20 protein-coding genes and 1 tRNA gene are annotated in these 22,330 nt (G+C 62.4%); 8 read left to right on the top strand and 13 right to left on the bottom strand.

Annotation, left to right across the window (positions count from 1 at the left end; all coding sequences use genetic code 11):
- Positions 1-13 precede the first annotated feature (13 nt).
- Together DMO26_RS09260 and DMO26_RS09265 are read left to right on the top strand one after the other, a co-directional pair.
- Positions 14-1,339 (top strand): NAD(P)/FAD-dependent oxidoreductase, encoded by a 1,326-nt coding sequence (locus tag DMO26_RS09260; protein ID WP_117191767.1) that lies wholly within the window; start codon positions 14-16, stop codon positions 1,337-1,339.
- Complete coding sequence (locus DMO26_RS09265) at positions 1,336-1,620, top strand: hypothetical protein (RefSeq protein WP_117191768.1); 285 nt, start codon at positions 1,336-1,338, stop codon at positions 1,618-1,620. The genes DMO26_RS09260 and DMO26_RS09265 overlap by 4 nt, the downstream gene beginning before the upstream one ends.
- An 87-nt stretch (positions 1,621-1,707) precedes the next feature.
- Here the strand turns inward: DMO26_RS09265 and DMO26_RS09270 are convergent, their stop codons facing one another.
- Both DMO26_RS09270 and DMO26_RS09275 read right to left on the bottom strand, forming a co-directional pair.
- Positions 1,708-2,565, bottom strand: a complete 858-nt coding sequence (locus DMO26_RS09270; protein WP_117191769.1) for an SDR family oxidoreductase — start codon at positions 2,563-2,565, stop codon at positions 1,708-1,710.
- Between the two features lie 161 nt (positions 2,566-2,726).
- Positions 2,727-3,143 (bottom strand): DUF983 domain-containing protein, encoded by a 417-nt coding sequence (locus tag DMO26_RS09275; protein WP_117191770.1) that lies wholly within the window; start codon positions 3,141-3,143, stop codon positions 2,727-2,729.
- 216 nt (positions 3,144-3,359) lie between these two features.
- Here DMO26_RS09275 and DMO26_RS09280 point away from each other — a divergent pair, with 216 nt between their 5' ends.
- Positions 3,360-4,229 carry a glycerophosphodiester phosphodiesterase gene (locus tag DMO26_RS09280; RefSeq protein WP_117191771.1) on the top strand — a complete coding sequence of 290 codons (870 nt, stop codon included), beginning with the start codon at positions 3,360-3,362 and terminating at the stop codon, positions 4,227-4,229.
- On the opposite strand, the gene DMO26_RS09285 is transcribed toward DMO26_RS09280, so the two are convergent.
- Complete coding sequence (locus DMO26_RS09285; RefSeq protein ID WP_117191772.1) at positions 4,230-4,544, bottom strand: hypothetical protein; 315 nt, start codon at positions 4,542-4,544, stop codon at positions 4,230-4,232.
- 155 nt (positions 4,545-4,699) lie between these two features.
- On the opposite strand from DMO26_RS09285, the gene DMO26_RS09290 reads away from it, so the two are divergent.
- Positions 4,700-6,061, top strand: coding sequence for an amidase (locus DMO26_RS09290; protein WP_117191773.1), 1,362 nt, complete (start codon positions 4,700-4,702; stop codon positions 6,059-6,061).
- Between the two features lie 7 nt (positions 6,062-6,068).
- Here the strand turns inward: DMO26_RS09290 and DMO26_RS09295 are convergent.
- Together DMO26_RS09295 and mnmA are read right to left on the bottom strand one after the other, a co-directional pair.
- Positions 6,069-6,145: transfer RNA gene (locus tag DMO26_RS09295), tRNA-Met, on the bottom strand.
- Positions 6,146-6,279: 134 nt separating this feature from the next.
- Complete coding sequence (mnmA, locus tag DMO26_RS09300; RefSeq protein WP_117191774.1) at positions 6,280-7,476, bottom strand: tRNA 2-thiouridine(34) synthase MnmA; 1,197 nt, start codon at positions 7,474-7,476, stop codon at positions 6,280-6,282.
- A gap of 301 nt (positions 7,477-7,777) precedes the next feature.
- Between mnmA and DMO26_RS09310 the strand changes: the two genes are divergently transcribed.
- On the top strand, positions 7,778-8,491 hold the full coding sequence (locus tag DMO26_RS09310) for a methyltransferase domain-containing protein (RefSeq protein WP_162894778.1): 714 nt from the start codon (positions 7,778-7,780) through the stop codon (positions 8,489-8,491).
- Between the two features lie 200 nt (positions 8,492-8,691).
- A complete protein-coding gene (locus DMO26_RS09315; RefSeq protein WP_117191777.1) occupies positions 8,692-9,111 on the top strand; it encodes a DUF1810 domain-containing protein in 420 nt (139 codons plus the stop codon).
- On the opposite strand, the gene DMO26_RS09320 is transcribed toward DMO26_RS09315, so the two are convergent.
- The gene (locus tag DMO26_RS09320; protein WP_117191778.1) at positions 9,108-10,136 is read right to left on the bottom strand and encodes a Tim44 domain-containing protein; all 1,029 of its coding nucleotides are present in this window, start codon (positions 10,134-10,136) and stop codon (positions 9,108-9,110) included. The two genes, DMO26_RS09315 and DMO26_RS09320, sit on opposite strands and share 4 nt — an antisense overlap.
- Before the next feature lie 242 nt (positions 10,137-10,378).
- Here DMO26_RS09320 and DMO26_RS09325 point away from each other — a divergent pair, with 242 nt between their 5' ends.
- The gene (locus DMO26_RS09325; protein WP_117191779.1) at positions 10,379-11,284 is read left to right on the top strand and encodes an alanine--tRNA ligase-related protein; all 906 of its coding nucleotides are present in this window, start codon (positions 10,379-10,381) and stop codon (positions 11,282-11,284) included.
- A gap of 92 nt (positions 11,285-11,376) precedes the next feature.
- On the opposite strand, the gene serA is transcribed toward DMO26_RS09325, so the two are convergent.
- From serA to DMO26_RS09345, 4 genes are all read right to left on the bottom strand, one after another.
- Positions 11,377-12,972 (bottom strand): phosphoglycerate dehydrogenase, encoded by a 1,596-nt coding sequence (gene serA / locus DMO26_RS09330; RefSeq protein ID WP_117191780.1) that lies wholly within the window; start codon positions 12,970-12,972, stop codon positions 11,377-11,379.
- 91 nt (positions 12,973-13,063) lie between these two features.
- Entirely contained in the window at positions 13,064-14,242 is a 1,179-nt protein-coding gene (locus DMO26_RS09335; protein WP_117191781.1) for a phosphoserine transaminase, read from the bottom strand.
- Between the two features lie 144 nt (positions 14,243-14,386).
- The gene (locus DMO26_RS09340; RefSeq protein WP_162894779.1) at positions 14,387-15,583 is read right to left on the bottom strand and encodes a GNAT family N-acetyltransferase; all 1,197 of its coding nucleotides are present in this window, start codon (positions 15,581-15,583) and stop codon (positions 14,387-14,389) included.
- A 160-nt stretch (positions 15,584-15,743) separates the two neighbouring features.
- Positions 15,744-16,574: an outer membrane protein gene (locus tag DMO26_RS09345; protein ID WP_117191783.1), complete on the bottom strand. Its 831-nt coding sequence runs from the start codon at positions 16,572-16,574 to the stop codon at positions 15,744-15,746.
- 233 nt (positions 16,575-16,807) lie between these two features.
- Here DMO26_RS09345 and DMO26_RS33620 point away from each other — a divergent pair, with 233 nt between their 5' ends.
- Entirely contained in the window at positions 16,808-16,960 is a 153-nt protein-coding gene (locus tag DMO26_RS33620) for a hypothetical protein (protein WP_162894780.1), read from the top strand.
- A 61-nt stretch (positions 16,961-17,021) separates the two neighbouring features.
- Here the strand turns inward: DMO26_RS33620 and glmM are convergent, their stop codons facing one another.
- The 3 genes from glmM to tilS all read right to left on the bottom strand — a co-directional run bounded on the left by glmM (position 17,022) and on the right by tilS (position 22,317).
- Positions 17,022-18,374, bottom strand: a complete 1,353-nt coding sequence (gene glmM, locus DMO26_RS09350) for a phosphoglucosamine mutase (protein WP_117191784.1) — start codon at positions 18,372-18,374, stop codon at positions 17,022-17,024.
- A gap of 355 nt (positions 18,375-18,729) precedes the next feature.
- Positions 18,730-20,664 carry an ATP-dependent zinc metalloprotease FtsH gene (ftsH, locus tag DMO26_RS09355; RefSeq protein ID WP_117191785.1) on the bottom strand — a complete coding sequence of 645 codons (1,935 nt, stop codon included), beginning with the start codon at positions 20,662-20,664 and terminating at the stop codon, positions 18,730-18,732.
- A gap of 105 nt (positions 20,665-20,769) precedes the next feature.
- Entirely contained in the window at positions 20,770-22,317 is a 1,548-nt protein-coding gene (gene tilS / locus DMO26_RS09360; protein ID WP_162894781.1) for a tRNA lysidine(34) synthetase TilS, read from the bottom strand.
- Positions 22,318-22,330 lie beyond the last annotated feature (13 nt).

Here is a 22,330-nt window from a genome sequence, read left to right on the forward strand (position 1 = left end):
AGGCAGGGATCAAATGGCTGAAGCAAGTTTGCGAGACGGTGCGGAAAGCCAGGCGAGGTCGTCGCGGGTCGTCATCGTCGGCGCCGGTTTCGCAGGCCTTGCGGCTGCCCGGGAACTTGGCAACACCGCGATAGACGTCACCGTCATCGACCGCAGGAACCACAATCTCTTCCAGCCGCTGCTCTATCAGGTCGCAACCGCGGCCCTTTCCCCAGCCGACATTTCCGAACCGATCCGCCGCACGCTCGGGCGCTACCGCAATATCCGCGTGATGCTGGCGGAAGTGATCGGCGTGGACGCCGTGGCGAAAACCGTGAAACTCGACGGCGGCACGGATGTCGCTTATGACCGCCTCGTCATAGCCACCGGCTCGGAATACAACTATTTCGGCCATGACGACTGGCGCGCCTGGGCACCGGGTCTCAAGACCATCCACGAAGCGCGGCTGATCCGCCAGCGCCTGCTCATCGCCTTCGAGAAGGCCGAGCTCTCCCACGATCCGGAAGAAAAGAAGGCGCTGCTCACCAGCGTCATCATCGGCGGTGGGCCGACAGGCGTCGAAATGGCCGGCGCCATTGCCGAGCTTGGCCGGTTCATGATCACCCGGGATTTCCGCCGGCTGGAACCGGACCACATGCGGGTCATCCTCATCGAGGCCGGGCCGAAGATCCTCGCCGCCTTTCCCGACAACCTGACGCAATATGCGCTGAAGGCACTCGAAAAGGCGGGCGTCGAGGTCATGACCAACCTGCCCGTCCAATCCGTCACCAACGGCGAGGTCGTCGCCGGTTCGCTACGTATCCGAACCGGATGCGTCATCTGGGGCGCCGGCGTCAAGGCCTCGCCCGCCGGCACATGGCTTGGCATCGAAGGCAAGCCCGCCGGCCGCATTCCCGTCGGTGCGGACCTCTCCGTCACCGGCTTTGCCGACATTTATGCGGTGGGCGACACGTCGGCAGCGCTGGGCGAAGACGGCAAGCCGCTCCCCGCACTGGCGCAGGTCGCCAAGCAGCAGGGCGAATATCTCGGCAAGGCGCTGCGACAGGGGCTGCTCGAAGGCCGAGTGGCCAGCCCCTTCCAGTTCCGGAACCGCGGCAACACCGCCGTGATCGGCCGCAACGCGGCGATCTTCGATTTCGGCAAATGGACGTTGAAAGGCCGCCTCGCCTGGTTCCTCTGGGCGATTGTCCATGTCTACCTGCTCGTCAATTTCGAAAAGCGCCTGCTGGTCAGCATCCAGTGGATCTGGCGTTACCTGACGCGCCAGCGGGGTGCCCGGCTGATCGATGAGAATGCCGCAATCTCAGTGCCGTCTTCGACGCAAAGGACAGAGACATGAACACCGCAAATCCCCAACTCGAGGGTCTCTATCTCGCTGTCGCCGCCATCAACAGGCTTCTCGTGGATAAGGGCGTCGTTTCCCATTCAGAAATTCAGGATGCCCTGCAGGCGGTCGAGCGAGGGGTGCTTTCGGACGACAAGCAGCTCGCCATTTCGAGTTCGCACCAGAAGGCCGTCGCCTTTCCCGTGCGGGTGCTCCTTCTGGCCAACGAAGCCCATCAGCAGGGCACGAAATTCTGTTTCGACGATCTGGCGCGGGAAATCGGCCGGCGGACGTGAGCCTGAGCGGACACGAACAAGAGCTTGCAGCCTCCTGAACGGCGGCGTGCGCACACGCCGCCGCTTTGGGCGTGGAGGAGAAAAAACTCAAAGAATGGGCTTACCTCCGGTCACCGCGATCGTCGTGCCGGAGACGTAGCTCGAAAGCGGGTCGGCAAGCATGACATAGGCGGTGGCAAGCTCGGCGGGCTGGCCGGGGCGTTTCATCGGAACCTGCGTGCCGAATTCCTTGACTTTGTCTTCCGGCATCGTGGAGGGAATGAGCGGCGTCCAGATCGGGCCGGGCGCCACGGCATTGGCCCGGATTCCCTTCTCCGCCAGCAGCTGGGCAAGACCGGCGGTGAAGTTCTGGATCGCACCCTTGGTGGTCGCATAGGCAAGCAGGGTGGGGTTCGGATTGTCGGAGTTGATGGAGGCCGTATTGATGATGGCGCTGCCGGGCTTCATGTGCGGCACGGCCGCCTTGGTCAGGTAGAACATCGCATGGATGTTGACCCGGAAGGTCAGTTCCCATTCCTCGTCGCTGATATCTTCGATCGAGGAAAACGTAGCCTGGTGAGCGGCATTGTTGACCAGGATGTCGATGCCGCCGAGTTCGTCCCTGGCCCGGTCGATGATCGCGCGGCAATGGGCTGGCGTCTTGATGGCGCCGGGCATCAGCACCGCCTTGCGGCCAGCCTCTTCTACGAGGCGCCGGGTATCTTCGGCATCCTCATCCTCATCGAGATAGGAGAGCAGCAGATCGGCGCCTTCCCGGGCGTAGGCGATTGCGACCGCCCGGCCGATGCCGCTGTCGCCGCCGGTGATGACGGCCTTTTTGCCGGCGAGCCGCCCGGAGCCGCGATAGGAGAATTCGCCATGATCCGGCACCGGATCCATGCGGCCGGTAAAACCGGGCATCGGCTGCTGTTGTTCGGGAAAAGGCGGTGTCGGATACTGGGGCATGGGAGCTTCCTTTGTCGTCGCTTCGGGGGAATTGAGCTTCCAACTGCCCGGCACCGTCTATGTTCCCGCAAACCTGCCGAGCGCCCGGCGCTATCATGCCCACAGCCGCCCGCAGACGTTTCATCGGGAGCTTTTCGGGAACCTTGCGCGTCCGCCGAATTTCAGCCGCTCCGGCTCTCTCCCCGCTCGGAGCTGCTAGCCCCTTTGTCGAGTTTGCCCTGCTCGGCCTTGTAGAAATACTGGCTTGCGACCAGCCATCCCTTCAGCGGCCTGAGCGGCAGGATGCAGGTCACCAACAGGAAGGGAAGCGAAATCAGGAGGTGTACCCAGAACGGCGGCTGGAACATGACCTCGATCCACACGGCCAGCGCCACGCTCGGCACGCAGGCAAAGCAGATGACGAAGAAGGCCGGGCCGTCGGCCGGATCGGCGAAGGAATAGTCGAGGCCGCAGGCCTCGCAATTCGGACGCAGGGTCAGGAACCCCTTGAACAGATGGCCTTGGCCGCAACGAGGGCAGCGGCCACGCACCCCGGTGCTGTAGGGCGAAAGCGGAGCCCAGTTCGCTTCATAAGCCATGATGTCTGCCTTTCGTTCAGGAATGCAATTCGTGGTTCGCGATACTGCCGAACCCGGCCCGGCAGCAAGCTGTTCCCTTGACACGCGTCAATCTGCCTCGCTCCCGGTCATTTGCAAAGGCGCGGCATCATGCCCAAACGACCGTCATCGATCTATGGCAGATACCTCCGGCCATCATAAGCTCAATGCATCGAATCGCCATCCATAGACGGTACCATGACATCGGAATTTTCAGGCCTCGACATCATTCATCACGGTCACAGGACGCGGTTGAAATGGCACCGCCTGCGCCGCAGCTTCAATGATCCGCTGTTTTCCGCCGAGGTGATGGAGGAGGGCTTCAGGCTCGGCGCCTCGACCGAACTTGATCTGCGCGTACGAGGCGACGGCGGTTTCGTGGTGCTGCACGACGAGGAACTGGAGGGCGAGACGACCGGGCATGGCCTCATCCGCAACACTCAGCCACAGGACATCCGCAACCTACGCCTTCTGCAAGGTGGCCACCCGCCGATCCTCAGCGAAGACCTTGCCGCAATGCTCCGCACCGCCCATCCCGATGCACTCCTGCAATTCGACATGAAGGACAGTCTCTCGCTCATCGGTCCGCGAGGCATGGCGCACCTCGCCGAATATTTTGCCGGCGCAAGCTCCTCGATCATCGTCAGCGGCGACGACCTGGATCTCATCATCGCGGTCAAGCAGCAGCTTCCGGAGGTCAGGCGCGGCATCGATCCCACCGACAGGCTGGTGGAAATCTACCGCCATCAGGGTCTGAAAGCCGTGGAGGACGATCTGCGGGCCGATCTATCCGGCCCAACCGAGCCGGATACGATCTATCTCGCCTGGGAACTGGTGCTCCAGGCAGCGGTCGGAGGGCTTGACCTGATCGGCCTCTGCCATGATGCCGGCAGGCTGGTCGATGCATGGACCTTTAACCTCGCAAACCCCGATCGGGGTTTTGACGCCGACGAGTCGCGCGACTTTTCTGCCCTGATGGCTCTCAAACCCGACCAGATCACCACCGACGAATCCGTCGCCACCGAGCGCGCCTGGGCGTGGATCGCCGGCGACGCAGACCGGACTTGATCAGTCGTCGATCCCGAACGGATCGCGATAGACCCGCCGGCTCACGAGTTTCAGGCTGCGGTCCGGCTGAATGATGTAGGTCTCATCGACGCGCTGGCCGAGCTCGTTGCGGAATTCATGGGGCACGATACTGCCCACCGGCGCCTTGGTGAGCCGGGTGCGCGGTTGACCCCGATAGGTGATGCTGCCCGGAATGGGTTCGATCCCCGGCCCGATCTCGAGGGCGGGCGTGGGGCGGCCGGGACCGGAACTGCCATCGGCAGCACAACCGGCGAGTGCCGCGGCAAGGCCGGCGACGATGATGGTTATTCTCATGGGATGCTCCTTCCCGGCTTCCACTGACATCGGTTCATCAAACTTGGCACCAACCGGTGAAGTTCCTGTTTGGCAGAAGCAACAAACCGTCTACCCACGATCAAAATATTCGCTACACCTGTCAGCCGCCAGTAACGAATGGGAGAATGAGTGCCGTGACGAATTCCTACGGAGCGATGTCGATCGCCGAACTTTCCGCTGTGATCCAGACCGGAGCCGCAGATCCGGTCGACATCACGCAGGCGGTTCTTTCCGGCATCAAGGCCCATCCGGACAAGGCGATCTTCATCTCGCTCCTCGAAGAGCGCGCGCTTGCCGAGGCTGAAGCCTCCTCGAAGCGGATCAGGGAAGGCCGCTCGCTCGGGCTGCTCGACGGCATCCCCATCGCCTGGAAGGACCTCTTCGATATCGAAGGCCTGCCGACCACCGCCGGCTCGAAGGTTTTAAGAACCGCAAACCCCGCCGCGAAGGATGCGGCAATCGTCGATCTCCTGAAACAGGCCGGCATGATCGCGATCGGCCGCACCAACATGAGCGAATTCGCCTTTTCGGGCATCGGCATCAACCCGCATTACGGCACGCCGCACAATCCGCACGGCAAGGACCAACCACGCATCCCCGGGGGCTCTTCGTCCGGCTCCGCGGTGGCCGTCGCCGCCGGCCTCGTCCCTGTCGCGATGGGAACGGATACCGGCGGCTCGATCCGCATTCCGGCCGGACTGAATGGCATCGTCGGCTACAAGGCGACCCGCGGCCGCTACCGGATGGACGGCGTCTACCCTCTGGCGACCAGCCTCGATTCGCTCGGACCGCTCTGCCGCTCGGTTCAGGACGCCGTCTGGGTGGATGCGGCGATGCGCGGCCTTGCGGCTCCGCAGATCGCCCGCCGACCCGTACGGCCGCTCGATATCGTCGTACCGGCCAACGGCGTTTTCGACGGCGCCGAACCCGGCGTCGTAGCGGCCTTCGAGGCCGCGATCGAACGGCTCGCCAGGGCAGGCGCCAGGATCACCCGCCTCACCTTCCCGAGTTTCGACGAGCTGCCGCAGCTGATGGCGAAATACGGGCCCATGGTCACCGCCGAGGCCTTTGCCCTGCACCGGGAAAAGCTCGCCGGGCCGCAGGCTGCCGACATGGATCACCGCGTGGTCGCCCGTACGCGGCTGGGAGAGAAGACCACTTTGCCCGACTACATCGCGATCATGGAGGCCCGCGCCCGCATGATTGCCGAGACCGAGGCCCTGATCGGCGACCGTTTCGTCGCCATGCCTTCGGTCGCCCATGTCGCCCCGCCGATCGCCCCGCTCGAAAAGGACGACGAGCTCTTCTTCGCGACGAACGGCAGGACGCTGCGCAACACCGGCTTCGGCAATTTCCTGGACTGGTGCGGCGTCTCCATCCCCTGCGGCACCGGCGACGCGAACATGCCGGTCGGCTTCCTCCTGTCGGCCAAAACCAACGGCGACGAGGAACTGCTGCGGTCAGCCATCGGCTGTGAAGAGATCATAAGAGGATGAAGGAGACTGGTAGCGGGAGGCAGAATTGAACTGCCGACCTCAGGGTTATGAATCCTGCGCTCTCACCAACTGAGCTACCCCGCCACAGGGTCTGCGGTGTTCCGGAAGGCCCGGTCCGCTTCGGTCGTGCGGCTTATAAGTCCCCCGTCACCAAAGTGTCAAGCAGGGTCGGGCCAAAAATCCGGCGGCATTTTTTAAAGCCGCCGGACATGCCTGCCTCAGGCCGCGACAGGTGCGGAAAGCAGCGCCTTCAGCGAGGCTTCCGCTGCCGGCGCCCGTTCCGAGCGCTCTATGAAACCGCCGCCATAGACACGCGCGTCGGCACCTTCCGCCGAGTAGAGCACGCAGGCCTGCCCGGGCGCAACGCCCGCTTCGCCGATCGCGAGATCCACATAGATCCCCTTCTCATCGCAATGCAGCGTGGCGGGCGTCGGCGGGCGCGTCGAGCGCACCTTGGCGAAACAGGCAAAGCCATCCTTCGCGTCCTGTTCCAGCGAGCGGTCGCCGATCCAGTTGACGTCGCGCAGATAGACGCGGTGCGTATCGAGCGCTTCCCGTGGCCCGACGATCACCCGCCGCGAACGGGCGTCGAGATAGACGACATAGAGCGGTTCGCCGGTCGCAATGCCCAAACCTTTCCGCTGGCCGATCGTATAATGCACGATGCCTTCGTGGCGGCCGAGCACCCGGCCGTCCATGTGCACGATGTCGCCGGCGAGTGCCGCATTCGGCTTCACCTTGTTGATGATGTCGGCATATCTGCCCTGCGGCACGAAACAGATGTCCTGGCTGTCCGCCTTCTTGGCGACGACGAGGCCCATCTCTTCGGCCAGCTCTCGCACCTGCGCCTTCGACATGCCGCCGAGCGGAAAACGCAGGTAATCGATCTGCTCCTGCGTGGTCGCGAACAGGAACCAGCTCTGGTCGCGATCGCTGTCGGTCGGCCGAAACAGCGCGCGGCGGTTCGGGTTGTCCGGCGAGGGATTGGCGGCCGAGCGGATGTAGTGGCCGGTCGCCAGTGCGTCGGCGCCGAGTTCCTTCGCCGTCGCCAGAAGATCGGCGAACTTGACGGTCTGGTTGCAGGCGACGCACGGGATCGGTGTTTCGCCCATCGCATAGGCTTCGGCGAACGGATTGATCACGGTCTCGCGGAAACGCTTCTCGTAATCGAGCACGTAATGCGGAATGCCGAGCGTTTCGGAGACCCGCCGTGCGTCATCGATATCCTGGCCGGCACAGCAGGAGCCGGCCCGGTGCACGGCCGCACCATGATCATAGAGCTGCAGCGTGATGCCGAGCACGTCATAGCCCTGGCGTTTGAGCAGGCCGGCGACGACGGAGGAATCCACTCCCCCCGACATGGCAACGACAACGCGCGTGTCTTCCGGCCTCTTGTCAAAATCCAGCGTATTCACGAGTAACTCTCTCGGTATCTCAAGCCGCCTGTCCCAGCCCGGGAGGGCGAATTTAAAGGCCTGCGGCGGGTTCGGCCGTCGGAGACTGCTGCTGCCGGATATAGAAAGGATTTGAGGCCGGCGCAAGGAGTGCCTGGATAAGGCCGTATTCGGGAAGGAAACCGACTGCCGCCGTCACCGATATGATTAGGGATTTATGCCTCTGGTGCAGCCAATATTTACTATCGTGGCCGAAAACCAAACATTCCCGTCGTTTTTCGATTAGAAGAAAATCGAGATCCAAAGGCGGGATAGGATGGCGATGCAAGATACCCAAGTACCTCATAGCGTCGATATCTGGGACAAGCTGGTTCACGCCTCGTCGGAATATTTCCGCCGCAAGCGCGGATCGTTGTTTCGCGAAGTCTTGCCGAATTTCACTTCGCTGAAGATCTGCGACGTCGGCGGTTCCCGGCATTTCTGGGAAAAACAGGATGCGGTCAACATCCCGAAGGACCTGACCCTCGTCAATATCCGCGACGACGGCCAGGCCCGTTCGTTTACCGGCGAGATGGGCCAGTTCAAGGTCGTGCTCTACGATGGCGAGCGCCTGCCGTTCGAAGACAAGTCGTTCGACGTCGCGACCTGCAATTCGGTCATCGAGCACGTGCCGCTCCATCTGCGCGCCAATCTGGTCCGCGAGATGGAACGCATTTCGAACTATTATTTCATCCAGACGCCGGCTTTCATTTTCCCGATCGAGCCGCACTTCTTCTGCCCGGCCCTTCACTGGCTGCCCCGCAGCGTCGGAAAACATGCGGTTCGCTATTCGCCCTGGCGCTACCTCTCCAAGCCGACGGAAGAGCACATCAAGGACTATTTCAACGAGATCCAGATCCTGACGCTCAAGGAATTCCGCGGTTATTCTCCGGCCAATGCCAATCTTTTCAAGGAGATGTTCCTGGGCCTGCCGAAATCCTACACGCTCTACGGCCCCTCGCGCTCTGTCGGGGAACTTGCGAAGGCCGCGGCCTGACGAACGAGACCGAAGCCCGGCGCCTTTCCGTATCGTCCGTTCTCCTCCGGTCGCCCCTCCCTCACCTGCCGGCGACTTTTCCAAAGCCTCGGCCAAGCTGCATTGCAGCATCGAAAGATGCGGCCGCAAAAACCTCAAGATTGACAGGCTTCATGCCTGCGGGGTGATTTGCGGCAACAGGGCAGAGGACGGAAACGAGGATGGAAGTCGACCTGATGCGCTTCGTCGACGCGCAAGCCCCCGTCTATGACCGGGTGATCGCCGAACTCAAAGCCGGCAAGAAGCACTCGCACTGGATGTGGTACGTGTTCCCCCAAGTCGCCGGCCTCGGCTTTTCGATCATGTCGCAGCGTTTCGCGATCGCTTCGAAGGCGCAAGCCGCGGCCTATCTCGCCCATCCGCTGCTCGGCGCCCGACTTCTCGAATGCACGGAGGCGATGCTCTCCCATGCGGACCTCTCGGCCCACGCCATCCTCGGCTCGCCCGACGACATGAAATTCAAAAGCTCGATGACGCTGTTCGAAGCAGTCAGTAAAAAGGGCTCGCCTTTCGAGCGAGCCCTTGAACAGTTCTATAACGGTGAGCGCGATGACAAGACGCTCGCGCTGCTCGGAAGTTAAGCCGCAGCCTGGATCGCCGAGAGCTTCCAGTCATTGGCCGGCTTGCGGACGAAGGTCCAGATTTCCACGGTTTCCGTGACCTCGTTCGGATCGCCCTCAGCCACGGCCCCGGTGTTGCGGTCCTTCATGTAATCGACACTCGAGTAACGCATCGCCACCGTCGCATAATCCTGGCCGTTTTCGCGCCAGGCTTCAGCAAGGTCCCCCTGCAGCAGCTTCACGTCCTTCACCTCGTTCTTGAGGCCGTTCGTGGCGTTCTCGCCGAGTTCTTCGGCCAGATAGGACATGGCTTCGGGCGTGGTGATATTGCGCAGCTTCGCATAGTCCTCGGCCGCATAGGCGCTCTGCACGTCGGTCAACAGCTTCTCGAAATGATCGAGGTCACGGTTGGTAATGCCGATCTCGTCCGTCTCCGGGCCAGCCTGACGCGGAGCGGCGTTGTAGCCTGCCGAAGCACCACCGCCGAAACCGCCGATCTTAGGGATCTGGAAGCCGCCGGACTGGCTGTGCTGCGGCTGTTCATGGGCATTGCGCTGCTGACCGTAGCTGCCGACCGGACCGGCGGGCTGCTGCTGCCGGCGACCGAAGAAGCGGAAGGCCAGCATGGCGAGGCCGGCGATCAGGGCGATCTGCAGCAGCATACCGAAGAAACCGGCCATGCCGCCGAAGCCCGTACCCATCAGCATGCCGAAAAGACCGCCGAGGGCGAGACCGCCGAGAAGGCCGCCGAACATACCCCCGAACATGCCGGGACGGCGCTGCTGGGCGGCTTGCGCGGCGCCCGTTGTTGGGCTGGCTGCGTTCTGCTGCGTGTTCGGCGTCATCGACCGGTTGATGCCGGTCGGACCTGCGGGAGCGGTATTGGTTGTCGGCGGAGCCGAATAGGTGCGCGTGCCGCGGCTGCCGAAGCTGCTGCCACCGCCGGCACGCCGGGCTTCCGCAAAATCCACGGCGGACAAGGAAACCGCCATTCCGATCGCAACGACCGCGAACAGCTGCTTGAAGCGCCGAAGGTTGGATAACATCTCTTTCTCCTCTTGCCCGCATCGGTGCGGGATTCCCGATCTATATAGCGACGGGCCGGTCACGATTTTAGTGGCACCGTCCATTTTTCCCGCCGAAGTAGATAATAAACTTCGAAACGGGAGCCAATCCCCGCAAACACAACCACAGATAATGTTTTTACATCACAGCTCTGCGACATGCGCGCGCGGCGGCCGTTATGACCCGGGATATATTTGCTGGAGCGCGTTGCCCGCCGGGCGGGATGCGATTATTTTTAGGGGAGGCACGAACAGCAAAGGAGGTTGCCTATGTCACTGCTGGACGCCTGATCCAGCACTACCGAGACTTCTGCCTGTCAAAAGGCATAAACTTTACACGCATTGAATCCGTAAGGCCGTATGACACCACCACGCTTTTCTGCGGTGCGGGCATGCAGCAGTACAAACCCCACTTCTCCGATCCATCCTGCAAGGGAACCGTCGCGAACAGCCAGACCTGCCTGCGCCTGGGCGACCTCGAAGAAATCGGAGACGGTACCCACTTCCTCCACTTCACCATGCTCGGCCTCTTTTCCTTCAGGGAGATGAGTGTTGGCAACGCCATCGACTTCTGGTTCGAATTCCTGGCAACACTGGGGCTCAAACCGGATCACGTCACCATCCATCCCGATCGTCTGGCCGAATGGACACCGCTTTACCGCGGTCGCGTTCCCGTCGTCCCGGATCCGGAATGCACATGGAGCGACGGCAACATCCGTGGATATTGCACCGAGTTCTACAAAGACGGCGTGGAGATCGGAAACATCGTCAATCCGCTCGGAACCTGCATCGACGTCGGCTTCGGCGCCGATCGCCTCGACATGCTCATTAACGGCAGGCCGCCGGAAGATGTGCAGGAAACGTTGCGCAGCGCGATTACGAAGATCATCGAAAGCGGTTACCGGCCGGGCAACAAGGAGCAGGGCTATGTCCTGCGCAAACTGCTTCGCAGCCTGCATCGGATGGGTGGCGCGGTCGACCATCCCTTCTTCACGGAGGAAATCGCGCGACAGGAGCGACTTCGGGCCAGGTATCTGCGCCTGCGCGAAAGACATCCCGGCATGAGCCCGGAATGGTGGTTCGACACCCATGGTATCGAACTTTCCGACATGGAGGCACCGGAGGGATAAACGAAAAGGGCCTCCGGCGGGTTTCGCCGGAGGCCCTTTTCCTGTTCCGACCCTCTCGCGACCGTGACGGACGCGAGCAGATTTTCCTGATCTCAATCCACGTTGAACGCCAGCGGCTTGGCCTGGCGGATCGCCGGGTTGGCCGTAAGCTTTACAAGCACGTCCGCCGGAACCGGGCCGTCCACATAGAGGAGCGCAATGGCGTCGCCGCCTTCCTTGTCGCGGCCGAGGTGGAAGTTGGCGATGTTGACGCCGGCATTGCCGAGCGTCGTGCCGATGAAGCCGATCATGCCCGGCACGTCGGTATTGGCGATGTAGACCATGTTGGCGCCGACATCCGCGTCGAGGTTGATGCCCTTGATCTGGATGAAGCGCGGCTTGCCGTCGGAGAACACCGTGCCGGCGACCGAGCGGGTCATCGTGTCGGTGGTGACGGTGAGCTTGATATAGCCGTCGAACACACCCGATTTGTCGCGCTTGGCCTCGGAAAGGATGATGCCCTTCTCTTTGATCATGATCGGCGCCGAAACCATGTTGACGTCGGAAACCTGGCTGCGGATGAGGCCGGCGAGCAGCGCGCTCGTCAGGGCCTTGGTGTTCATCGTCGCGGTCGCGCCGTCATAAAGGATCTCGATTTCCTTGATCGCATCCTCGGTGACCTGGCCGACGAAGGCGCCGAGCACATCTGCCAGACGGATGAACGGCTTCAGGATCGGCGCTTCTTCCGCCGTGATCGACGGCATGTTGATGGCGTTGGAGACCGCGCCCTTCACCAGATAGTCCGACATCTGCTCGGCGACTTGCAGGGCGACGTTCTCCTGGGCTTCCGTGGTGGATGCGCCAAGATGCGGAGTGCAGACGACGTTTTCGAGGCCGAAGAGTGGGCTTTCGGTCGCGGGCTCCACCTCGAACACGTCGAAGCCGGCGCCCGCGACATGGCCGGACTTGATGGCTTCGGCCAGCGCCGCCTCATCGACCAGACCGCCGCGGGCGCAGTTGATGATACGAACACCCTTCTTGGTTTTCGCCAGGGCTTCCTTGTTCAGGATGCCGCGCGTCTTGTCGGTCATCGGCACATGCAGGGTGATAAAGTCGGCGCGGGCGAGCAAGTCGTCAAGCTCGACCTTCTCGACGCCCATTTCCTGAGCGCGTTCGGCTGAGAGGAACGGGTCGTAGGCGACGACATGCATGCCGAGGCCGATCGCCTTCTTGCAGACGATCGAGCCGATATTGCCGGCGCCGATGACGCCGAGCGTCTTGCCGGTAATCTCGACACCCATGAACTTCGACTTTTCCCATTTTCCGGCCTGGGTCGACGAGTCGGCGGCCGGAAGCTGGCGGGCAACCGCGAACATCAGTGCGATGGCATGCTCGGCGGTGGTGATCGAGTTGCCGAACGGCGTGTTCATGACGATGATACCGCGGCGCGACGCGGCCGGAATATCGACGTTGTCGACGCCGATGCCGGCGCGGCCGATGACCTTGAGATTGGTGGCGGCGGCGATCAGCTTTTCCGTCGCCTTGGTGGCGGAACGGATGGCAAGACCGTCGTAATTGCCGATGATCTCGGCGAGCTTTTCCTTGTCCTTGCCGAGTTTCGGCTGGAAATCGACTTCAACGCCGCGATCGCGAAAGATCTGGACGGCGGTTTCCGAGAGTTCGTCGGATACGAGAACGCGAGGTGCCATGGGTCACGGGCTCCTTGAGGGGATTCTATGAAAGGGTTCTGTCCTGAATGAGGGAATAGGCTCCGCCAGAGCGGAGCCGGTATGCGATGTCTTACGCGGCGGCCTTGGTGAGCGCGGCCTTCTGGGTGTTGAAGGCGTAAGTCAGCCAGGGCATCAGAGCCTTCATGTCGGCTTCGTCGATCGTGGCGCCGGCCCAGATACGCAGCCCGGATGGGGCATCACGGTAAGCGCCGATATCGAGTGCCACGCCTTCCTTTTCGAGGATGGACACCATGCCTTTAGCGAAGGCTTCCTGCTGATCCGCGGCAAGTGCTGCAACCTCGGCGTCGGCGATCTTCAGGCAGACGGAAGTGTTGGAACGTGTCGCCGGATCGACGGCAAGATTGGCGATCCAGTCATTGGTCTCGACAAAATCGAAGATCACCTTGGCATTGGCATCGGCGCGTGCGATCAGCGCGTTGAGGCCGCCGATCTGCTTTGCCCAATTGAGCGCATCGATATAGTCTTCGACGCAGAGCATCGACGGCGTATTGATCGTCTCACCGACGAAGATGCCTTCGATCAGCTTGCCGCCGGACGTGAGGCGGAAGATCTTCGGCAGCGGCCAGGCCGGGACATAGGTCTGCAGGCGTTCGACGGCGCGGGGCGAAAGGATCAGCATGCCGTGGCCGCCCTCTCCGCCCAGAACCTTCTGCCAGGAGAAGGTAACGACGTCGAGTTTCGAAAAATCCATGTCCTGCGCGAAGGCCGCGGACGTGGCGTCGCAGATCGTCAGGCCCTTGCGGTCGTCCGGAATGAAGCCAGCATTCGGGACGCGGACGCCAGAGGTCGTGCCGTTCCAGGTGAAGACCACGTCACGGTCGAAATCGACCGTGGAAAGATCCGGAAGCAGGCCGTAGCCGGCTTCAATCTTGCGCACGTCCTTGAGTTTCAGCTGCTTGACGACGTCCGTGACCCAGCCGGCCCCGAAGCTTTCCCAGGAAAGCATGTCGACGCCGCGCTCGCCGAGCAGCGACCAGAGCGCCATTTCAACCGCGCCGGTATCGGAGGCCGGCACGATGCCGATGCGGTAATCCGCCGGCACGTTCAGAATTTCGCGGGTAAGGTCGATGGCCTGCTTGAGCTTCGCCTTGCCGATCTTGGCGCGGTGCGAACGACCGAGCGGAGCATCGGAGAGCGCTTCGAGCGTCCAACCGGGGCGCTTCGAGCAAGGGCCAGAAGAAAAATGGGTGTTGTTCGGACGTACGTCCGGCTTTGCGGCATCGGCCATATGGCTACCCTTCCAGATAGATGGCTCCTCGTTGGGGAGGAGTGTCCCGCCGCCGTGAATATGCTTCTCCGCCTTCACAGTCAAGCGGCCGATGTCGCTGCCGGATAAATTTCTGCCGCAGGCCCGTCGAAACTCCCTTGCCGGCTAAAAGGCAACCGCCATCGGAAGGAGCAGGTCCGTAACCGCGCCATACCCCGTCAAGGTCATGGTCATCTGCTTCAGGCGCCGAAGGATGATCCATTTCAGGGGCCTGACAGCCTGCCAGAGCGCTGTGGAGCGAATCGCCCCCGCCAGACGCTGGCGCGCCAGAAACACCCTGCCCTGCAACGTCACCGGCAGCTGTTTTGCAGTCAGCCGGAAGGTGGTTTCGCAGCTTTCGAGCTTCCACGGCTCGTCGCCGATGCCGAGATCCAGCCATTCGAACTGATGTTCATGCAGCCAGCGGAGCGTGCGGTAGTAGAGCACGCCGCCGGGGGAGAACTTCGCCCATTTGCCGGCCTCGAAGGAGAGCATGATCGCATAATAGCGCCTGCCCGCCATCAGCCCCCACATGGTCGCGATGATCTCCTCGCCGGACGTCAGGTAGAAGAGTTTCAGCATGCCCTCCCGGGCGAAGACGTGCGTGCCCTCATGGAAGAAGTCGCGCTTGTCCACGTCGACATCGAAGCCCGGAACGCGCGTCTGTTCGAACCGCCACTGTTTCTGGCGAAGGAAGGCATCTGTCGCCTCACGCCGCTCGTGTTCTTCGGTCGCGATCCGGAATTCGAGCGGCGCCACCTTCTCCAGATTGCGGATCTTGCGGAACAGCGTCTTGCGCTGCGGGACTCCGGCCTCGATCTCGGGCCAGGGGCGACGCAGGTCGTTGGCATGGCAGGAAATATCGTTCGCCCGGTCGGCGATCAGGCTCAGGGGGTTGGCAAGCCCGTCTATGTCGGACGGCATCTTGGAAAACACGAGCACGTCGAAGGACGGCAGCTTCGAGACGATCGCCAGCCAAAGCCGCTCGACCAGCGTCCGCGACCAGACAATTGTCGTGGGAAACAGGATCGGCGCATTGTAGTCGGCCGCATTGGCGTCGATGAATTCCAGTACCTTCGCACCATTGCGCATCGTGATGCAGAGCGGGACGAAGAAGACGGGGCGGCCACCTCCATCGCGCACCTCCACGAAATGCAGGCTGCGCCGCCCGGATCGCCCGAAGCTGTCGGTCCAGACCTTGAGGAAGATGACGCTCTGGAAAGGATGATAGCGCGCGCCGTGCTCGCTCGTTGCGCCCCTCGGCCAATCCCGCGAAACGCTGTCGAGTTGGTCGAAAACGGCGATATTGAATACGGGCACCATCAGCAAGTCCTGTCGGATTGTCGCAAGAATACCGATAGCAATTTTGGCGCGTAGTTTGAATCCGAAAGCTGATCTATCGTTAATCGCCATCAGATCGCACAGCGGCCGAAATGCAAAAAAGCCGCCCGGAGGCGGCTTTTCCAGAAGTATGGCACTAGGCTTACTTGTAGACGATCGGCTGCGGCGGTGGTTCATAGGCCGGCGGCGTGTCGCAGCCGCCGAACGTGTAGCGCGCGCCGACGCGTGCTTCGTGACTATCGAAGCCTTTGTCGCTGCCCGGGCCGCCGCCGAGATTGTAGCCGAACATGTCGCCGCCCATGATGTGACGGTAACGATATCCGACATCGGCCTTGAGGTTGCAGGTGATGTCGATCGAAGCGCCTGCCATGAGGGCGTAGGTGAAGCGCCAGCTCTTCTCGCCGCCGTGCTCGGTCGTGTAGCAGCCGGGCGTATAGGGATCGTCGCAGATCGTGTTGCGCAGCTTGCCCCACTTGACGTAGGTGCCGCCGATACCGCCACCGACATAAGGCGTGAAGTAGCCGTAAGTGCCGAGGTCCACGTAAACGTTCGCCATCAGAGAATAGGCATGCATGTAGGACTTGTCGGTCGAGGAGCAGGGCAGTGCCGGCGTGCCGCAGAAACCGCTGGTCCCGCCGCGGAAGTCGGACGAGCCCAGGTAATCGAAGGTCAGGTCGGTGCGCAGATAGTTGTTGACCTGGTAACCGACACCGGCGCCGAGCAGGAAACTGTCCTTCAGCGAGGTGTTCTGGAAATCGGTGACGACGCCGTTGGAGCCCTGGAAATATTCCGCGCCGCGAATCTTGTTGAAGGAGTAACCGACATCACCGCGCAGATACCAGCCGCTCGCCTCCTGTACCGTCACTTCCGGCGCGTCCTGGATGGGCTCCGGCTGCGGCTGGTAAAGATCGGCGGAATTGGCGGCGCTCACTGTCAACGACAGTGCAAATACGCTGGCCAGGAACTTTTTCATGGCTTCATCTCCAAGCTCGTATCGCGTATGGCAGGCAAAGGCGCAGCCAACGGGTTGATCCGCGAAGGATGATGATCGAGAAAGGTTAAGCGCCGCTTAACCATGATTGTTTACCGCACGTTTTCCCTAATTCAGCCTTGACGGCATGCCGAATGTTGTTTGGCGTGGAGATAAACCCCGGCCGCTCGCAGGTTCCATTGGCAAATGCTTCGATGAAGCTTAAAGGAGACTGCATGTCCGACAACGTCATCAAATTCAAGCGCCCACCCAAGCCGAAACCGCCGCGGCAGACCCCACCCTGGGTCAAGCGCCTGCTGGTCGCCCTCGCGGTCGCGGCCTTCTTCGTGGCGGCCTACGTCTATTTTTCGCTGATGGGCGGGGCGTGATCCAAACGAAAAGGCCGGCATGGCTGCCAGCCCGAATTTCTCCGTCGGCTCACAGCAGAGTTCAAGCCGCGGTGCGGACGTTGGCGATGGCGCCGACCAGTCCGTCGACGATACGCTCGATCTGAGCCCGGTCGTCCCCTTCCGCCATGACGCGAATCAGCGGCTCGGTACCGGACGGACGGATGACGAGGCGGCCCCGGGAGGCAAGTTCGGCTTCGGCGTCTTCGATCGCCTGCCGCACGATGATGTCTTCGAGCGGCTTGCCGCCCGAAAAACGGACGTTCTTCAGAAGCTGCGGCACAGGCTCGAAGCGGCGGCACACCTCGCTGACCGGCCGGCCGAGACGTTTGACGCGCGCCAGGATCTGAAGGCCGGCCACGAGCCCGTCGCCGGTCGTGCCGAAATCGGAGAGTACGATATGGCCGGACTGCTCGCCGCCGACGTTGAAGTCGTGGTTGCGCATGTGCTCGACGACATACCGGTCGCCGACCTTGGTGCGATGCAGGTCGAGCCGCTTGCCGTTGAGAAAGCGTTCGAGGCCGAGGTTCGACATGACGGTCGCAACGATGCCGCCGCCCCTGAGCTTCTGGTCCTCGGCCCAGCTTTCGGCGATCACCGCCATCAGCTGATCGCCGTCGACGATCTCGCCGCGCTCGTCGACGATGATCACCCGGTCAGCATCGCCATCGAGCGCGATGCCGATATCGGCACGCACCTCATGCACCTTCTTCTGCAGGTTGGCAGGACTGGTCGATCCGCAATCGAGATTGATGTTCGTGCCGTTCGGATCGTTGCCGATCGTCACCACTTCTGCGCCGAGTTCCCAGAGGGCCAGCGGAGCCACCTTGTAGGCGGCGCCATTGGCGCAGTCGATCGCGACGCGCAGGCCATGCAGGGTGACGTCGCGCGGCAGCGTGCGCTTGGCATGCTCGATATAGCGGTAGATATCGCCCTCGACGCGCTTGGCGCGGCCGATATCGGCGGATTTGGCAAGCTGCGCGTGCAGGTCGCTATCCAGCAGATCCTCGATGCGCATCTCCAGTTCGTCGGAAAGCTTGTAGCCGTCCGGGCCGAACAGCTTGATGCCGTTATCCTCGTAAGGGTTATGCGAGGCGGAGATCATCACGCCCACATCGGCGCGCAGCGAGCGGGTGAGCATGGCAACCGCCGGCGTCGGGATCGGGCCGAGCAGGAAGACGTCGAGACCCGCGGCGGTGAACCCGGCCACCATGGCGTTTTCCAGCATATAACCGGAGAGGCGGGTATCCTTGCCGATCACGACGCGGTGGCGATGATTGCCGTTGCGGAAAATCGTACCGACCGCAATACCGACGCGCATCGCCAGATCCGGCGTCATCGGGAAAATGTTGGACTGCCCACGGATGCCATCGGTGCCAAAATAGCGGCGTGTCATATAAGCTCCTTCGTCATCGCGCCCTGCATGGCGCGGTCTTCGCAGGGGTTGGACCTGCGCTGTCTTGGACGGCTACGTCATCGGCCTGAAAATCGAGATCGATTTTCGCAAAGCACGACGCGCAGACTCAAATGTTGGAGCGACTTTTGTGCGTCCGAATGGATACACGGCGCTCCAAGCGAACCGGAAGTCTGGCTCATGCCATAATTCTCGGGCGCAAGCACATAAATTAGCGTCAAAATCGCTTATATCCCGTTACCAGCACCCGCTGGTCGGAAAGCAGGCTCACCTTCTTTCAAACAAAAACCGCCGCGGATTGCGCCACGGCGGTTTTCCAACTTGAGAGAAACGCGGCTCAGTGCGGCTGGGGTTCCAGCCCGCCCTCCGGCTCTCCGCCCTTCGTTTCGTCCTTCTTGGAACCGGCGGAAGGCACAGCCGAACCGCGGGCCGGCGGCGCATCGTCGCCGAGATCGCGCGACGGCTTTTGGCCCTTGATCAGCGCCTTGATCTCGTCGCCTGTCAGCGTCTCGTATTCGAGCAGGCCTTCGGCGATTGCGACGAATTCGTCGTGGTTCTCCGTCAGGATCTTGCGGGCTTCGGTATAGGCCTCGTCGATCAGCCGGCGCACTTCGTTGTCGATCTTCTGAGCCGTAGCCTCGGAGACGTTCTTCGACTGCGAAACGGAATGGCCGAGGAAGACCTCCTGCTGGTTTTCACCATAAGCGACCTGACCCAGTTCGTCGGAAAAGCCCCATTGAGTTACCATGGCGCGAGCAAGCTTGGTGGCCTGCTCGATGTCCGAGGACGCACCCGACGTGATGTTCTCCTTGCCGAAGGTGAGCTCTTCCGCGATGCGGCCGCCCATCATGATGACGAGGCGCGAAACCATCCACTTGTAGCTCATCGAGTAGCGGTCGCCTTCCGGCAACTGCATGACCATGCCGAGCGCACGCCCGCGCGGAATGATCGTCGCCTTGTGCAGCGGATCGGCGACGGCGACCTTGAGCGCGGTGATCGCATGCCCGGCCTCGTGATAGGCAGTCAGCTTCTTCTCGGCCTCGGTCATGGCGGACGAGCGGCGTTCCGCGCCCATCATGATCTTGTCCTTGGCGTCTTCGAATTCCTGCATGGTGACCAGGCGCTTGTTGCGGCGCGCGGCCATCAGGGCGGCTTCGTTGACGAGGTTCATCAGGTCGGCACCGGAGAAACCGGGCGTACCGCGGGCAAGAACCTTGAGGTCGACATTCGGCGCCAGCGGCACGTTGCGGGCATGGACCTTCAGAATGCGCTCGCGGCCGACGATGTCCGGGTTCGGCACGACGACCTGACGATCGAAACGGCCGGGACGCAGCAGTGCCGGGTCGAGAACATCCGGACGGTTGGTCGCGGCGATCAGGATGATGCCCTCGTTCGCTTCGAAGCCGTCCATCTCGACGAGAAGCTGGTTGAGCGTCTGTTCGCGCTCGTCGTTACCGCCGCCCAGACCGGCGCCGCGATGGCGGCCGACCGCGTCGATTTCGTCGATGAAGATGATGCAGGGCGCGTTCTTCTTCGCCTGCTCGAACATGTCGCGGACGCGGCTTGCACCAACGCCGACGAACATCTCGACGAAGTCCGAGCCGGAAATCGTGAAGAAGGGCACATTGGCTTCGCCGGCAATGGCGCGCGCCAGCAGCGTCTTGCCGGTACCGGGCGGGCCGACGAGCAGCACGCCGCGCGGAATGCGGCCGCCGAGCCGCTGGAACTTCTGCGGGTCGCGCAGGAATTCGACGATTTCTTCGAGATCCTGCTTGGCCTCGTCGACACCGGCGACGTCTTCAAAGGTCACGCGTCCATGCGCCTCGGTGAGCAGTTTCGCCTTCGACTTGCCGAATCCCATCGCGCCGCGCGAGCCGCCCTGCATCTGCCGCATGAAGAACAGCCAGACGCCGAGGATGAGCAGCATCGGCAGAAGCGTACCGAGATAGCTCAGAAAACCGGAAGACCCGTCCGTTTCCGGACGGGCCACGATGGTGACGTTCTTCGCCTGCAGCTTCTCCATCAGAGTGTCGTCGATGACGGGCGAATAGGTCTGAAAGCCCGCGCCGTTCTCGGTATAGGTGCCGAGCACGCGATTGCCCGTGACGACGACATCCCGAACCCGCCCCGAATCCACGTCTCGCAGGAACTGCGAATAGGGAATCTCACGCGAGCTGGTCTGCGTCGGCGCCGTCTGGAACATGCTGAACAATGCGACCAGCAGGAGGGCTATGATGACCCAGAGGGCGATATTACGAAAATTTGGGTTCATTGAACTCCCCGGACTGTGACGATCAGCTTCTGACGGCGACCGTCTTGCTTGCCGCATAACATAGGGTTGCGGCAAGGGCTTGCCAAGGCGAACCGGAACCTGCGCCTACCTTTTCCGCGTGGAATCCTTAACTGGCAGCGGGGGAAAAACGTCGCATCCGACCAAAACCGCAATCTCGGCTGCCAGAATAAGGTCGAACTGCGGCAAAAAGCGGTCGAATGGCGCGAGCATCGGCTGGACGCTGATCGGGGCCTCGCGAGCGGTCCCTGCAAGAGAACTTTTCCCCAACCTCTCCCCAGGAAAAAGGGCTTTATCGCCCTGCACGGCACCTGACGCAAAACCCTGCCGCGCCCTCTCTCCCTCCTTACGCTCAGCTCGGAGAGCGGGCTGAGAGGAGTGGCCCGGCCCCGGCAAGCCGGCAGGCTGGAGGGAGCCTGAATTGTTCTCTCCGGCGAGAGGGGCAATGTGAGGCGAAAAAGCAGCCTCGTCGATGCAGGGCAGCGCCGCCATCGCCCGCATCGCAATTGCCGGCAGAACGTCCGCGAACAGGGCGTTTGCCTCTTCCCGATCCGGCGCCGTCGGGCCGACGACGATCTCGGCCACCGCGCGATTGACGATTCGGTAGCGCCCGTCCCAGACCGCCGCCTCGCCGGCCGTCACGTGCAGCGGCGTCATGCCGCGGTTCTCGCGCATCAGATAAAGCCCCTCGCGGCGCAGGTCGAAGATCACCCGTCCCGCCGTGATGCGCCCCGGCCGGCCACCGTCGAGGAAAGCCATGACCCGGTCCATGCTGTCGCGGCCGAGCGCATGCGCCCGCCCCCCGAGCACCGCCGCCAGAAACGACAGGGCATAGCGGCGCACCACCGCGTCTCCCGATAATCCGGCCGGATCGAGATGAGCCAGAACACCGTTGCGGACCGTCGCATGTTGGCGGATCAGCCGGCCAGCCTCATCGGAAAGCACCGTGCGCCGCTCGGACACATCGAGCCAGACCGTCATGCCGGCAGGATGATCTGGCGAAAGGCGCCCGCGCACCCGCACCCGCTCGTAGTGGGGGTCGAGATTGCTAGGGTCGTCGATCCAGCCCTCGCCTTGACCTGCGAGGAAGGCCCGGATATCGGCGCGAAACGTCCGGAGAAAGGGTCTCAGAAGCCAGCGCCTGCGGCCAAGCAGCACCGCTTCCGCCATGCCGGCCAAGCCGAAATTGTCTTCGCCGTCGCGGCGGACGGAACGCATGAGGACCGTCTCCGCCTGGTCGTCGCAGGTATGTCCCGTCAGGATGGCGGTCGCGTCGATCTCGTCGGCCACCTCTGTCAGCAGACGATAACGTGCCTCGCGGGCGGCGGCGGAAATTCCGGTTCGCGGCTTTTCCCCATCCCAGCGGCGGATGAAATGCGGGATGCCGAGCCGCCCGCACAGCGCCGCGACGGCGCGGGCCTCATCTGCCGATTCCGGTCTCAACGCATGATCGATCGTCGCCGCGAAAAGCGAGAGGCCTGCACCCGGTGGATTGAATGTTGCAAGCGCCACGAGCAGCCCGGTGGAATCGCTGCCGCCGGAGACCGCCACCAGCAGCCGCGCCGGCGCCTCGATCCTTTCGATGAGCCGCTGCACCGCGTGTTCGGGCGAAAGGACGGGAGCGCCGACGGTCACGGTGAACCGGCCA

The organism is Rhizobium terrae, from assembly GCF_003425685.1.
GTDB classification, from domain to species: Bacteria; Pseudomonadota; Alphaproteobacteria; order Rhizobiales; family Rhizobiaceae; genus Neorhizobium; species Neorhizobium terrae.

Coding starts and splice junctions, on each gene's coding strand:
- DMO26_RS09260 (WP_117191767.1), top strand. CDS start 14: ATGGCTGAAGCAAGTTTGCGAGACGGTGCGGAAAGCCAGGCGAGGTCG.
- DMO26_RS09265 (WP_117191768.1), top strand. CDS start 1,336: ATGAACACCGCAAATCCCCAACTCGAGGGTCTCTATCTCGCTGTCGCC.
- DMO26_RS09270 (WP_117191769.1), bottom strand. CDS start 2,565: ATGCCCCAGTATCCGACACCGCCTTTTCCCGAACAACAGCAGCCGATG.
- DMO26_RS09275 (WP_117191770.1), bottom strand. CDS start 3,143: ATGGCTTATGAAGCGAACTGGGCTCCGCTTTCGCCCTACAGCACCGGG.
- DMO26_RS09280 (WP_117191771.1), top strand. CDS start 3,360: ATGACATCGGAATTTTCAGGCCTCGACATCATTCATCACGGTCACAGG.
- DMO26_RS09285 (WP_117191772.1), bottom strand. CDS start 4,544: ATGAGAATAACCATCATCGTCGCCGGCCTTGCCGCGGCACTCGCCGGT.
- DMO26_RS09310 (WP_162894778.1), top strand. CDS start 7,778: ATGCAAGATACCCAAGTACCTCATAGCGTCGATATCTGGGACAAGCTG.
- DMO26_RS09315 (WP_117191777.1), top strand. CDS start 8,692: ATGGAAGTCGACCTGATGCGCTTCGTCGACGCGCAAGCCCCCGTCTAT.
- DMO26_RS09320 (WP_117191778.1), bottom strand. CDS start 10,136: ATGTTATCCAACCTTCGGCGCTTCAAGCAGCTGTTCGCGGTCGTTGCG.
- DMO26_RS09325 (WP_117191779.1), top strand. CDS start 10,379: ATGCGATTATTTTTAGGGGAGGCACGAACAGCAAAGGAGGTTGCCTAT.
- serA (WP_117191780.1), bottom strand. CDS start 12,972: ATGGCACCTCGCGTTCTCGTATCCGACGAACTCTCGGAAACCGCCGTC.
- DMO26_RS09335 (WP_117191781.1), bottom strand. CDS start 14,242: ATGGCCGATGCCGCAAAGCCGGACGTACGTCCGAACAACACCCATTTT.
- DMO26_RS09340 (WP_162894779.1), bottom strand. CDS start 15,583: ATGGTGCCCGTATTCAATATCGCCGTTTTCGACCAACTCGACAGCGTT.
- DMO26_RS09345 (WP_117191783.1), bottom strand. CDS start 16,574: ATGAAAAAGTTCCTGGCCAGCGTATTTGCACTGTCGTTGACAGTGAGC.
- DMO26_RS33620 (WP_162894780.1), top strand. CDS start 16,808: ATGTCCGACAACGTCATCAAATTCAAGCGCCCACCCAAGCCGAAACCG.
- glmM (WP_117191784.1), bottom strand. CDS start 18,374: ATGACACGCCGCTATTTTGGCACCGATGGCATCCGTGGGCAGTCCAAC.
- ftsH (WP_117191785.1), bottom strand. CDS start 20,664: ATGAACCCAAATTTTCGTAATATCGCCCTCTGGGTCATCATAGCCCTC.